11 protein-coding genes are annotated in these 12,846 nt (G+C 51.6%); 7 read left to right on the top strand and 4 right to left on the bottom strand.

Going from position 1 to position 12,846, the window contains the following annotated elements:
- Window positions 1-3,078: ATP-binding protein (locus ONB24_05015; GenBank protein ID MDZ7315466.1), on the bottom strand; the 3,078-nt coding region annotated here is incomplete at its 3' end.
- Between the two features lie 576 nt (window positions 3,079-3,654).
- Between ONB24_05015 and ONB24_05010 the strand changes: the two genes are divergently transcribed.
- Window positions 3,655-4,965 carry a Gfo/Idh/MocA family oxidoreductase gene (locus tag ONB24_05010; protein MDZ7315465.1) on the top strand — a complete coding sequence of 437 codons (1,311 nt, stop codon included), beginning with the start codon at window positions 3,655-3,657 and terminating at the stop codon, window positions 4,963-4,965.
- A 26-nt stretch (window positions 4,966-4,991) separates the two neighbouring features.
- Here ONB24_05010 and ONB24_05005 read toward each other — a convergent pair whose 3' ends face one another.
- Window positions 4,992-5,486 carry a peptidyl-prolyl cis-trans isomerase gene (locus tag ONB24_05005; protein MDZ7315464.1) on the bottom strand — a complete coding sequence of 165 codons (495 nt, stop codon included), beginning with the start codon at window positions 5,484-5,486 and terminating at the stop codon, window positions 4,992-4,994.
- A complete protein-coding gene (locus ONB24_05000) occupies window positions 5,483-6,223 on the bottom strand; it encodes a hypothetical protein (GenBank protein MDZ7315463.1) in 741 nt (246 codons plus the stop codon). The genes ONB24_05005 and ONB24_05000 overlap by 4 nt, the downstream gene beginning before the upstream one ends.
- Before the next feature lie 110 nt (window positions 6,224-6,333).
- Between ONB24_05000 and ONB24_04995 the strand changes: the two genes are divergently transcribed.
- From ONB24_04995 to ONB24_04975, 5 genes are read left to right on the top strand one after another with little or no spacing between them, the layout of a single operon-like run.
- Window positions 6,334-6,741, top strand: a complete 408-nt coding sequence (locus ONB24_04995) for a hypothetical protein (GenBank protein MDZ7315462.1) — start codon at window positions 6,334-6,336, stop codon at window positions 6,739-6,741.
- 9 nt (window positions 6,742-6,750) lie between these two features.
- Window positions 6,751-7,308, top strand: coding sequence for a YceI family protein (locus ONB24_04990; protein MDZ7315461.1), 558 nt, complete (start codon window positions 6,751-6,753; stop codon window positions 7,306-7,308).
- An 8-nt stretch (window positions 7,309-7,316) separates the two neighbouring features.
- Complete coding sequence (locus ONB24_04985) at window positions 7,317-8,150, top strand: DUF5777 family beta-barrel protein (protein ID MDZ7315460.1); 834 nt, start codon at window positions 7,317-7,319, stop codon at window positions 8,148-8,150.
- Window positions 8,151-8,159: 9 nt separating this feature from the next.
- Window positions 8,160-8,345, top strand: coding sequence for a DUF2892 domain-containing protein (locus ONB24_04980; protein MDZ7315459.1), 186 nt, complete (start codon window positions 8,160-8,162; stop codon window positions 8,343-8,345).
- Between the two features lie 9 nt (window positions 8,346-8,354).
- Window positions 8,355-9,011: a T9SS type A sorting domain-containing protein gene (locus ONB24_04975; GenBank protein ID MDZ7315458.1), complete on the top strand. Its 657-nt coding sequence runs from the start codon at window positions 8,355-8,357 to the stop codon at window positions 9,009-9,011.
- Window positions 9,012-9,149: 138 nt separating this feature from the next.
- Here the strand turns inward: ONB24_04975 and ONB24_04970 are convergent, their stop codons facing one another.
- Window positions 9,150-11,288 (bottom strand): glycoside hydrolase family 9 protein, encoded by a 2,139-nt coding sequence (locus ONB24_04970; GenBank protein MDZ7315457.1) that lies wholly within the window; start codon window positions 11,286-11,288, stop codon window positions 9,150-9,152.
- Between the two features lie 179 nt (window positions 11,289-11,467).
- Between ONB24_04970 and ONB24_04965 the strand changes: the two genes are divergently transcribed.
- Window positions 11,468-12,846, top strand: a 1,379-nt coding sequence (locus tag ONB24_04965) for a glycoside hydrolase family 71/99-like protein (GenBank protein MDZ7315456.1), incomplete at its 3' end; no start/stop codon positions are given.

Here is a 12,846-nt window from a genome sequence, read left to right as displayed (position 1 = left end):
GGTGAAAACCGAGCCTTTTCCTTCTTGGCTATCGACTCGCAGGCTGCCGCCGTGCAGTTCCGCATACTGTTTGGCCAGGGCCAGCCCGATGCCGGTTCCCCCAACAATTAATTTTTGATTCTTGCCCCGATAAAATTTTTCAAAAATATGCGGCAAATCGCTGCCGAATATGCCAATGCCTGTATCGGCCACCGAGATTTCTGCAAAGCTCGTCGGCTTGCCTGATGTTGTTACAGTTTTCCACCGCCGAAGCCTCTCTAATGAATTTCTTCGTGATAGGGTGACCTTTACATAACCCCTGGCTTCCGTGTATTTGAGCGCATTCGACAGCAGATTGCCGATAATTTGCTCCAATTTGTCCGCATCAGCGATGGTAATCAGCTCTTTTTCTTCACAAGAAAAAGTAAGGTTTATCTTGCGCGATTCGGCAAAAAAAGAAAAAGATTCGACTATGCGAGAAATGAAACTGCGCAGTTCGACGACCGCCTCAGTCAGGCGAATCGGCTCTTCCTGCATTCGCTGGAGGTCCAGGACCTGGTCGATCAGTTTACGGAGACGTTCAGTATTCCGCGTGATGATCTTTTCATAAAATTTCCGCTTGCCTGCCGGCAGTCGGTTGCCCTTCCGCAGCAATTCAGTCGTTGGCCCGAGCACCAGAGTCAAGGGTGTTCGAAATTCGTGCGAAAGATAGGTAAAAAAATTCAGTTTGAACTCATCGAGCCGCAAAGCTGCATCATAGTGAGCTTTGGTAGTAATGATGGTTTTGAGAAACCAAAGAATCGAAGAGGCGGCAGCAAGATAAAGCAACAATGCCCAATTGCTTTTCCAGAACGGCGGCAAAACTTGAAGCGTTACTTTAACGCCGTCGAGATTCCACGCGCCGTCCCCATTGGCGGCCCGTACCCGAAAGGTGTAACGGCCCGCGGGAAGGTTTCGGTAGACTGCAAGCCGATGAGAAGCATCACAAAAGTACCATTCGTCATCCAATCCCTCCATTTGGTAGGCATAGCGGCATTGTTGCGGATAAGCGAAATCCAAAGCGGCAAATTCGAAAGCAAAAGCGTTCTGATGAGGTTTAATGGTCAAGACTAGGTTGTGGTGCTCGTCGTATCTGCCCGCCACATGCTGCCAAGGAACGGAATGATTAAAAAGAAAGAAATCGCTCAAGACGACGTCCGGCGGCACTGCATCGCGGACAACGGAATTCGGCAAAAAGCGATTGAATCCATTGATGCTGCCGAAATACAAATAGCCTGACGCGCTTTTGCAGACTGCAGGCGTCAATTGATTGCTTTGCAGACCGTCTTCCCGATCGAATCGTCTGATCTCTCCCGTGCGCTCGTATCGGAATAAACCGTTGATCGTAGCGAGCCACAGCGACTGATGATCGTCCTCGAGGATGCCGACAATACCGACAATACCGGCCTCATCGGCACGATGGTCGCGGATAAAACTATCCTGCTCGGCAAAATATTGATAGAGACCATCCATAGTGCCCACATAAAGGCTGCCGTCCCGCGTTTCAAAAATCTCCTGCACCAGCTGCGGGCGAGGCCGTTGAAGGTCATATTGGTGATGCAGAAAAGAATCGAACCGAATAGTGCCGGTTGCCCAATCTCCGCGCTTCAACCGATACAAGCCTTCTCGGGTGCCGATCCAAAGGTTGCCCCGACGGTCCTGCATTCCGGTATAGACCCAATTTGAAGCAAGTATCGGCTTATCGGCGGAACTGATGGTTTGATATCGGCCGCCCTTTGGGTCAAAGGTTTCCAGACCGTTGTATGAACAGATCCAAATCTTGCCGTGGAAATCACTGAAAAGATGAAAAATATTATTCAGGGCCAGCTCTTTTGCATTGCGATGGCAGTAATTATCGAATCTGCCGGAAAAAGGATCGAAACGGGCCAACCCGCCCCAAGTGCCGATCCATAGGTCTTTGTCCAACTCTATGATCGACAAAACGTGATCGTGGATCAAAGAATGCGGTTGATTCGGCTTGTGACGGAAGGCGGTAAACTCTTTGGTAAACGGGTCGAACCGATTCAAGCCGCCGCCGTCGGTTCCGATCCACATGTTACCGCGGCTGTCTTCAAAAATCACATTTACCAGATTATTTCCCAAGCTTTTCGGGTTGCTGCGCTCGAAAGCAAAGCCCTCGAACGGTTTACGATGTGCCGGTTGGAGGTTCACACCGGCGCGGAAGCATCCTATCCATAAATTGCCGCGCTTGTCGCGAAACACGGAGCGGACATTATTCGAAGAGAGGCCGTCGGGATCGTTGGGATCATGAATAATTTGCTTAAAAGCAGGGCGATCCGGCTGAAAGCTCACTAAATCTGCTACGTACATTCCTCCCCCTTCGCTGCCGATATAAAGACGTTTATGCGCATCGATGTAAACGGTGAAAAGATTGTCGTCCATGCCCGTTGTCCCGCCGCGGTATGCGTACCACCGTCCTCCGTCATAAAAGTTCAACCCGCCGCCGTAAGTGGCTGCCCACAACCGTTTCCACGGGTCTATGACCAGGGCTGTGATGCTGTTACAGGAAAGACCGAAAGGTGCGCCTTGACCGGCGTCGTATGAAATATAGCTTTCGCTGCTCAAGTCAAGGCGATAGATTCCATGATTCTCCGTCCCCACCCACAGAATATTGTCATCCTGTGCCAACGCTGCGACCACCGGATGCGCCGTTTCGGTAATTCGTTTCCAAAGAGGGTGTAGGGAAAATGAACGAGATTCCGGGTCAAAAATTTCCAGGCCGTTTACCGAGCCGACCCATAGCCTGCCGTCCAGCCTCTCCGCCAAACAAAAGACCGATTCCATGCGTTTTTCCTGAGATCCTCTCCGGCGAAAATAATGAAATCGATCGGAAAGCCGATCATAAAGATAGAGGCTGCCGTTTCGTGTACCGACCCAAAGCCTGCCGCGGCTGTCCGGATAAATGTCTTGGATAATGTTATCGTTAAATTCCGGGGCGTTTAAAAAATACTTTTTAAAACGATAGCCGTCGAATTGATTCAAGCCGTAATCGGTGCCCAGCCAAATATAGCCGCATTCGTCCTGCCGAATAATGCGCACTGTGTTTTCGGATAACCCTTCATTTGATGTAAACTTGCGAAAGTAAAGATCGTTGCAAAAGGAAGGGAGGGAAGCAGCCAAATAAAGCAGAAATAATCCTAACTTATAGAAAATCATAAAATAATTAACAGCTGTGGTAAAAATGCATTCTCTTTGAAAGAATGACATAACCGGACGTTTAGCGGCTACAGTTAGAAAAATACAGGCCATGGAACCATTGTAGTAAAAAGTTGCGGAGGCTCAAACCGACTTAAAAGCAGATAAGTATTTTTTGCCTCGATAAATCGGCAAAAATCGCCTCTTTGCTCCTCCGTCTGCTTGTTGGAAAACGTTTTGCTTCTTGAAACTCTGATTTTGGGCCAGCAGAATATTTCTACAATACAAAAAGGCAACATCAATTACAAGCACCGTTTCACTTTCCCATCGTCACACAATCTTACCGGAAAAAAGCAGACTTACAATATTTTGCATCCGTTGCAGAACTGCACTTGCGGCTGATTCGAGAGTTAACTAATATTGTCCCACCTCTAAATTAAACGTTTGATTCAGCTGCATGCTAAAAACGGAGAGCAGAAAATGAGGGAAATAAATCGCAGACGCTTTTTGCAAACAGCAGGGGCTTCCGTTTTGGCGGCTTCCAGCTACAGCCGTGTGATCGGCGCCAATGAGAGACTTGCCGTAGCGGTCATCGGCTGCGGCCGCATGGGACAACACAATATCAGCGTCATGAAAGGCACCGGTCTTGCGGATGTCGTCGCAGTATGCGACGTTTATGAGCCCAATCTCCAGGAAGGCCTTAGACTTGCCGGAAAAGCCAAGGGATTTCGAGATTTTCGCCGCATTTTAGACGATCTTTCTATCGATGCGGTGGTGATCGCGACGCCCGATCATTGGCACGCGCTGATGACGACCTTGGCCTGCGAAGCCGGCAAGGATGTGTTTGTGGAAAAACCCGCCTCGCGAACCATAGCCGAAGGACGGCGCATGGTGCAGGTGGCGAGGCGCACCGGCCGCATCGTGCAGGTCGGCACCATGCAGCGGTCGTCGCCGGTCTTTCAAAACGTCGTCAAGATTGTGCAGAGCGGGGCCCTGGGGAAGATCAGCCTTGTGCGCACCTGGTTTGTCTATAACTATTATCCCGAAGGCATTGGGGCGCCGGCAGACTCTGATCCGCCTCCGAATCTTGACTGGGATCTGTGGCTGGGCCCGGCGCCTTATCGGCCGTTCAACTGGAACCGTTTCGGCGTCGGCGACCGCTGGTCGACCTTTCGTTATTTCTGGGACTATGCCGGCGGCATGATGACCGATTGGGGCGTGCATCTTTTGGATATCGTTCTCTGGGCGATGAAAGCAAAAGCGCCGCGTGCCGTGACCGCCGTCGGCGGCAAGTTCTGCCTGAACGACAATCGGGAAACGCCGGATACCCTGACGGCGACTTTTCAATTCGATGATTTCATTGCCGAGTTCACCAACACGGAGGCTAACGGTCGCGGCATCGACGGTCAAGGCTACGGCATAGAATTTTACGGCACTAACGCCGCGCTGCTTTGCGACCGCGGCGGCTATCGTATCTTTCCACAGGAGGGCGGGCGTTTCGACCGCGGCGCCATGCCGGAAGGGCTGCCGCTGAAATATACCTCCGGCGACGCCGGCAACGACGCTCATGCCAGGAATTTCATCGATGCCGTCAAAACGCGCACACTGCCCATTTCGGACATCGAAATCGGGCATCGTTCCACCTCAATCAGTATTCTGGGGAATATTGCCTATCGGACCGGAGAGCGGCTCATCTGGGATGCGGAGGCGGAGAGGGTCACAAACAGCGAAAAAGCAAACGCTCTTTTAGAGGAGCCTTATCGCAGCCCTTGGAAGCTCCCTGAAGCATAAAAAAGCCCGGCTGAGACCGGGCTTTTTTACAAACGCTTTATAATGTGAAAGCCGAAGGGCGTTTCGACCACGCCGCTAAGTTTGCCCTTTTTGAGCGCAAAAGCGGCATCTTCGAATTCCTTGACCATCTGCCCCTTGCCAAAGTAGCCTAGATCGCCGCCGCGCTTGGCGCTGGGACAGTCTGAATACATCCGCGCCAGTTCGGCAAAGTCGGCGCCGTCGTGCAGGCGTTTCAGCAAATCCTCGGCTGTCGCCCGCGCTTCCTCTTTACTGCGCTGAATGTAAGCGGGAGCGCGGTAGGCTCCGCGATACATAATTAAAATATGCGCGGCATGTATTTGTCCTTCCGGCTCTTTCTTTTTCTCGGCTTTCGGCTCAGTTTTCGGCTCTGCCGGCGCTTTCGCGGCTGTCGGAGGCTTTAGGCCCAATGAAGAACCTTTTTCCTCTTTTTTACCGCCGCACCCCATGTCGATCAAACTTGTCACGGCCAAGCCCACAATGAGAACGAGCAGTTTTTTCATTCACTCCTCCTGTTTTCATTATTTTCGTCATCCGATTTTTTCACAAGAATGTGTACAAATTGTTCCAGCGTTCGGCCGGCATCGCCGCTCGGCGGGGTTTCCTGCCAGTGAGGCGAATCTTCGCCGTCATGGTTAATGAGGATGTAATCATACGACGCACCGATGAGTATCTCTTCCCAAGCTCTGGCGGCGCGGATGCGGATATCCTGCAGCACCTCCGGCGTCAGGGGAGTACCCTGCTGCAGCGCCCGTGCAATCAGCTTGGGCGTCATTAGGGCGGCGGTCGCCTCCTGCAGACTCGATTCCGGCATAGCGCTGCGCAGCTCCTCGATTTCTTCCAGGGTCGCCGGCTGCAGAAATACACGTACAATCTGCAGCTCATCGCGGCCTTTCAGCCGAGGATGCTCACGCAAAGCTGCCGCCAATACGGGATGGACATCATAGATCAAACAGTCATACTGATGCAGAAGCTCCCCCAGCTCGTCTAGATCCACGGCCTGCCAAATGTGACGCGTCTTGGCGACGACAAAACGCTCGTACGGCAACGACCGAATCTCTGCATCAGATAAAAAATGGTAATCGACGCCCTCACTTTCGCCAGGCCGCGGCTGACGGCTGGTATACAGGATCGGCCTTCCCCATTTGATTTCAGGATTAGTTCGGCTCAAAGCCCGCAGCAGCGGCGTTTTGCCGACACAGGAAGGCCCTGATAAAAGAATGACTTTTTTCCGCATCATTTCCTCTTAATCGGCATCAAAATAATGAATTTAAACTTGATTTCCAATTGTCGTGGAATCAAAAACGCGTCAATTTGGTTTTAGAGTTCCAATTGCGCTGAGGTTCGGTCATGAAGACAAAACTTTTATTTTTACCCTTGCTGTTCTTCGGCTTTCAATGCAGCAAGAACATTGTTTCCGAATGCCGGGAATGTGTTGAAACACCGAGCGGTACGCGCATCACATTCAGCGCGATTCAACAGACGATTTTTACCCCGCAGTGCGTATCGTGTCACGGCGGCTCCTACCCTGCTGCCGGCCTGAATTTGGAAGCGGGCAAAGCCTACGAGGCTCTCGTCAATGTTCCCTCCGCATCTTCACCCCAAAAACGCGTCGTACCGTTCAACAGCGCCGAAAGTTATCTGGTTTGGGTGCTGGACGGCAAGCAGGCGCCGCTGATGCCGCCGTCAGGACGGCTGGCGCAGGCGCAGATCGATTCGGTGATCGCCTGGATCGATCGCGGCGCCGAAAATAACTAGGAGGCAAGGATGAAACATTTCATTTTCAGCGCATTATTAATCGCCGCAGTTGTAACCGCTCAAGAGTACCACGTCGATCGGAGAGCAGAAAATTTGGTCAAATTTACCTCCGATGCGCCGATGGAAAAGATCGTCGGCACGACAAAGGCAATCGACGGTTATGTTTTGCTTCAGCCGATCGATGGTAAGCAGAGCGGCGAGTTTTACTTCGAAGTCGATTTGGCGACGCTTGATACCGGCATCGGTCTACGCAATCGCCACATGCGCGACAACTATTTGGAAACCAAGCGCTATCCCTTTGCAGTCTATAAAGGCAGGATCATCGAAGCAGAAGAAACGGCGGACGGATACCGCGTCAAGACGCAGGGAATCTTTGATCTTCACGGCGTTCAGAAAGAAATGACTATAGACGGGCGCGTGACCGCAACCGATAAGGGGTATCGTGCCGAAAGCCGTTTCGAGATCGCCTTGGCGGATTTCAAGATCGAAAGGCCGCAACTGATGCTGTTAAAAGTAGGGGAGGTCGTACAGGTCGAGGTAGTTTTTTACGTCGTACCAGCCAAGTGAGGTGAGTCATGGGCAAACGGATCATCGGTATTGCGGTAGTGCTCAGTTGTACTGTTACGGCGCAGACGCCCAGTTGGCAGCGCCGCGCGCCTGAAACGCGTCCGCTCGAGTTGTTTCACGCTCTGCACGTGTCGATGCTGCCGACCGCTCAGACTTTACAAAAAGGGGATTTGGAATTCGAAGTATCGCATCGATTCATTCCCACCATCGACAGCGGAGCCGACTCTTTTTACGGAATCGACGGTCCGGCCAATATTCGTCTGGCCCTCGACTATGCGGCAACCGATCGCCTGCTGGTAACGGTCGGTCGTACCAATGTTCAGGACAATATGGAGCTGCAGATTAAATACAAAGCGCTGCAATTCCGCCACGACCGTTTTCCCGTATTGGTTTCTTTGCGCGGCGGATCGGCCTATAATAGTGAAATTTTCGCTCCGGTCAAAAGCAGCGGCCGACGTTGGCAGTTCTACGGCCAATTGGTCGCCAACACTCTTGTCGGCGAAAAATTGGGCATCGGCGTGGTGCCGAGCTATCTTTACAATTCACACATTTTCTGCTGTGATCCGCAGTACAGCTTTACACTCGGTTCTTACGTGCAGTATTATGCCTCGCCGCATTGGAGCGTTTTTGCGGAATGGAATCCGACGGTCAGCGGCTGGCGCAAAACTTATGACTCTTTCTCCCTGGGTCTGGAATTGGAAACCGGCGGACATTTCTTTAAAATAATTTTAACCAACAATGACAAGCTGAACAGTTCTCTGTTTTTAGCCGGAGCTGATCGCGACTTTTGGTCCGGCGACATGCGTTTCGGTTTTATGATTACACGTTTGATCAAATTATAGGAGGATACTATGAAGGCTAATGTCGGAGGTGCGGATCGTGTCATCCGTATCGTGCTCGGTCTTGCAATCATTGCAGCCGGGCTCTATTTCAAAAATTGGCTGGGCGTCATTGGCGTTGTTCCGTTGCTGACCGCAGTGTTTAGATTTTGCCCGGCGTATGTGCCGTTCAAAATCAGCACAGCAGAAAAAAAGTGAGGTTGGCCTATGCGTTTCCTGGTTTTTGTTCTTTTTTTGGTGATGACGCTGACGGTTGTTGATTTGGAAGGTCGAAGCTTTCGCGTTAATCAGATTCCCAACGGAGCGAAATTCGGCTGCACAAATTGTCACACCGGCTTCGGCGGTCCGCGCAATGCTTTCGGGAATGCCGTGAACAACGGCTTTTTGGATAACGGCGGCAATGTTGTGTGGGGACCGGCTCTGGCGGCTCTCGATTCGGACGGCGACGGCGCATCCAATGGAGCCGAGTTGCAGGATCCTATGGGTGCGTGGAAGGTCGGCAATCCCAATCCCGGTGATCCGGCGTTGGTCTCCAACCCCGGCGATCCGCAAAGCACAACTCGGGTTCAAGTTGTGAACACTCCGGCCTTCTTTAAGCTCTTTCCGAATCATCCCAATCCTTTCAATCCTTCAACGACTCTGACCTTTTCTGTGTCGAAACCGGCCTCTGTACGCCTGACGGTCTATGACCTGTTAGGCAAACCGGTGCGTCGCCTCGTTGACGGCGAAGTATCAGTCGGAGAGCATTCCGTTCAGTGGGATGGCCGTGATGAATCCGGGACAATCGTTGATTCCGGTCTTTATCTGGCCCGCTTTGAGGGCGGCAGTGAGGTTCAGACTATTCGCATGGTGTTGCTGAAATGATCAGACGGGGCAGATTGCCGATCGGCATCAGGTAATCTGCCCGTCTTTTTATCATCCACGCTTAACGGCAAGCGGCTGCACCTGTCCGAATTTGATCTCTTGCCGGTGAGACCGCTTTTATTGAATAAGCGAGGAAAGTTATCTTATCATGGTAATCTTGCCTGTCTCTTTTGTTTCGCTTTCCACCAGCAGACGATAGAAAAAAGTCCCCGCGGATATTTCATTTCCTGCATCATCTCTACCGTCCCAAACGGCTCTTTGTTCGCCTTTATTCTGCCTTTCATTGACCAGCGTGCGAACTTTTTCACCTTTTAGATTGTAAATCTCAACAACCACGCGCGCCGGCTTGGTCAACCGGTAAGGGATAACCGTTTGCGCGTTGAAAGGGTTAGGATAGGCGGGGCGAAGCGAGTAATTGACGGGAGATTCCGCATTTCTGTTCTGCACAGCCGAATAGCGTGCATCGACAAATTTAGAGAGCAGCTTTAAATAAGCAGATTGATAATAGATGGCGGGTTCGACAACTTCCCAGGAGTTCATAATGTTGTTCGAATCCCTATAAGCTTTTTGCGGCGGTTGATCTTTGATGCCTGATGTTCCGCCGCCGTAGCTTTTATTGGGCCCGCCGGTGACATAACCCGGGGCCGGACCGTATTGACTGGTCAGCGCGTTGTCCCATGGCGAGCCGTTGGCGAACCAGCCGTGATACAGCTCATTGACCGAATTTTCAGCGCCAAAGGCATACATATTGGAGAGCTGCACCATCCCTAAAGGATTGACGCCATGCATATAGTGTAGTACGTCGGCGGCTTTGGTCAGATAGGAACGGCGATTGTTCGGATCGAGGTTATAGACAATCATGTCGTAATTGATGTTGCCGACGTTGCATTTCACACAGTTGCTGCCCCAATGATATTGTGCATCCGGCATATGGGCGCGATAAAGATCAAGCGAAGCGTTAAAGCCGTAAAAATCACCCATTGATTTGGCATTGTTGGTTTTGCGGGATAGAATGTCATTGCGAACCTTGGAATCCGAATTGGGCAGTGTGGTATAGTAGAGCAGAGCGTCGCCTTTTTCCATGTTGTAAGGACCCCACCAGCTCAGCACCGAGACTTTGGTGTATTCCCGTTTGATGTAATCATGATAAAGTTCGTCGCCGGTTGCGGCAAACAAATACACTGCTGCCGTCACTGCCGTTTGCTCCTGGTCTTTGAGTGATCGGTCGGCATCGCCCGATTTGATTTCCTGCGGATCGCAGTCTTCCCCTTTCGGATTGGCATGATACCAATTCCAGGCCGCCTCAGCGCGACGGACGAGATCATCGGCGTAATCCTGCAGCTGCTGGAACGTCCTCAAGACAATCGCCGCATGGGCAAACATGCCGGCAGCCGCAATGGAAGAAGAAGAGCACTTGATCTCATAATAGCGCGGCGCCTTGTCTTTGCTCGGTGGGCTGCTTTGCGTATAAGTAATCATGCCGTTTTTAATATGCACGCCTCCGTCATTCGGGTCCTGCATGCGCTTCAGCCATTCCAGTTCCCAGATAATCTCATCGAGGATATCCGGCAGTCCGTTACCTGACTCGGGGATGTTGACGTCGTCGGTCCAGGCATGCGGATTCTGCGTATAGGCATCCAGCAGCTGATGAATAACGACTTCGGCAAAGGTAACGTATTTGTTATAATCACCTGCGTCGAACCAGCCGCCGCTGAGGTCCTTGACCAACGCTTCGTTTTTCTTGTCCCGCACAAAGTGGGCCTGGCCGTCCTGACCAGGTCCGGCAAATGAAGGACCGTCCGCCCACTTTTCACCGGCATGCCGTGCCTCTTTGGCGATCGTACAGCGGTTGTAGTAGTACATTCGCAGTGCGGCTTTCAGCACGTCAAGATAAACATCTTCACGGATGTCGAAAGCATAGCTGCGGACATTATTCTCAACATCGTATATGTAAAAACTGCCTTCATCGTCCACGCTGCTGAAATCGAACCACCAGCCCTTATCGCCGCTTTGAGCGTGCACGGCGCCGTTGCGCCAGGCCGCCGGTGATCCGCTGAAAATGACCTCATCCGAACCGACGCGCCGTACTTGATAAGTTGAGCCCGGCGTAAAAGAGTCAGAAGCATTAAAGCCGACCTGCGGATCGGAAATCACTGCAATCTTGACGTCCCCTGGACGATATCCAAATTGGTCGATCATAATGCGGTTCGACAGGATCGGTTCCGCATGGATCGCCGCAAAGAAAATAAAGAAAAAAATTCCATAAGGCGCCTTCATGATGACCTCTTTAAAAACTTTTAGGAATCTAATGCGGTAATCGAAAAAATCAAAGGCTTATCGACTGATAAAAGTCTCGATCAGGGTATTTCGATAATTTTCGAAAAATCGCGCAATCTTTTTTCATTTTTATTTTATTATATTCGAGTTAACACAGATTCGGCAGCCAAGGAGGTGAAATGAATAGAGTCAAAGTGAAAATAACCTGTGGACGCGCTGTTCTCTTTATTACATTCCTACTCGCCGTTTCGACTTGTATCGGCAAAACGCGGCCGCAGTTCCTTGCGCATTACATGCCGTGGTATCAAACGCCTGAAATCAGCGGCTATTGGGGGTGGCATTGGACCATGAACCATTTCAACCCCGAGAAGCGCGACCCGAACGGGCGTCGCGAGATCGCCTCGCACTACTATCCTTTAACCGGGCCTTATGATTCCCAGGATATGGATATTCTTGAATATCAATGTCTGCTGATGAAGATCAGCGGCATCGACGGCGTCATCGTCGATTGGTACGGCATGGAGCCGTTTTGGGATTACGGCGTGCTCAACGAAAGCACTCACGCTCTATTTGACGCTGCCCGCCGCTTTAAACTCTCTTTTGCCGTTTGCTATGAGGATCAATCCATTAAGCACATGGTCGAAAACGGCAGATTGTCGGCTTCTGAAGCTTTGGCGCACGGTAAACAGGTAATGTGGTATTTGCAGAACCAATGGTTCGGAGACGATGCTTATCTCAAACTTGACGGTCGACCGGTACTGCTCGTGTTCGGCCCGCAGTACTTTACCGAGAGCTCGCAATGGACGGCGATGTTTGCTGATCTACCGACGGCGCCGCTGTTCTTTACCGAAGACAATCGCCTGGGTCCTGCAGCTGTGGGAGCTTATCCCTGGCCGCCGATGTGGAAAAGCAACGCGCAGGGAATTCTGACCCAGGAAGCGCTGGACGAATATCTCAACCTCTTTTACGCCAAGGCAAAAGCCTGGCCGTATCTCGTCGCCGGTGCGTTTGCCGGCTTTCGTGATATTTACAAACAGGCGGGCGTCGGTGCCGGTTACGGCGTGCTCGATCATCGCAACGGCGAGGTGTTTCGTTCCACCCTGCAGAAGGCGATGGACAACCATGCCGACGTCATCCAACTGGTAACGTGGAACGATTACGGCGAGGGCACCATGATCGAGCCGACCGTCGAGTTCGGCTATCGCTTTCTCGAAATCGTTCAGGAAGCGCGTCGGACGATTGACCCCGAGTTTCGGTTTCAAAAGACGCATTTGCCGATGCCGCTGCGAATCCTTGAACTGAGAAAAAGTTACGCGACCAATTGGGATGTGCAGGCGGAACTGAACCGCGTGGTCGATTATCTTGTGGAGGGCAAAGCGGATGAGGCGGTTCGTCTGCTGAATAAACTTCCCGCCAAGGTTGGAAATACTACACTGCCAAAGTCATTCTCTTTGCGCGCTGTGCCCAATCCCGTTAACGGTACCGCGACCTTGGCTCTTGTTATGTCGCGCGGGGAGAACGTTCGCATCGAGGTGTTCGACCTGAAAGGCCGCAGCCG

It is taken from the genome of candidate division KSB1 bacterium (assembly GCA_034505495.1).
Lineage (GTDB): Bacteria > Zhuqueibacterota > Zhuqueibacteria > Residuimicrobiales > Krinioviventaceae > Fontimicrobium_A.
This window is presented reverse-complemented; position numbering and strand designations above follow the sequence as displayed.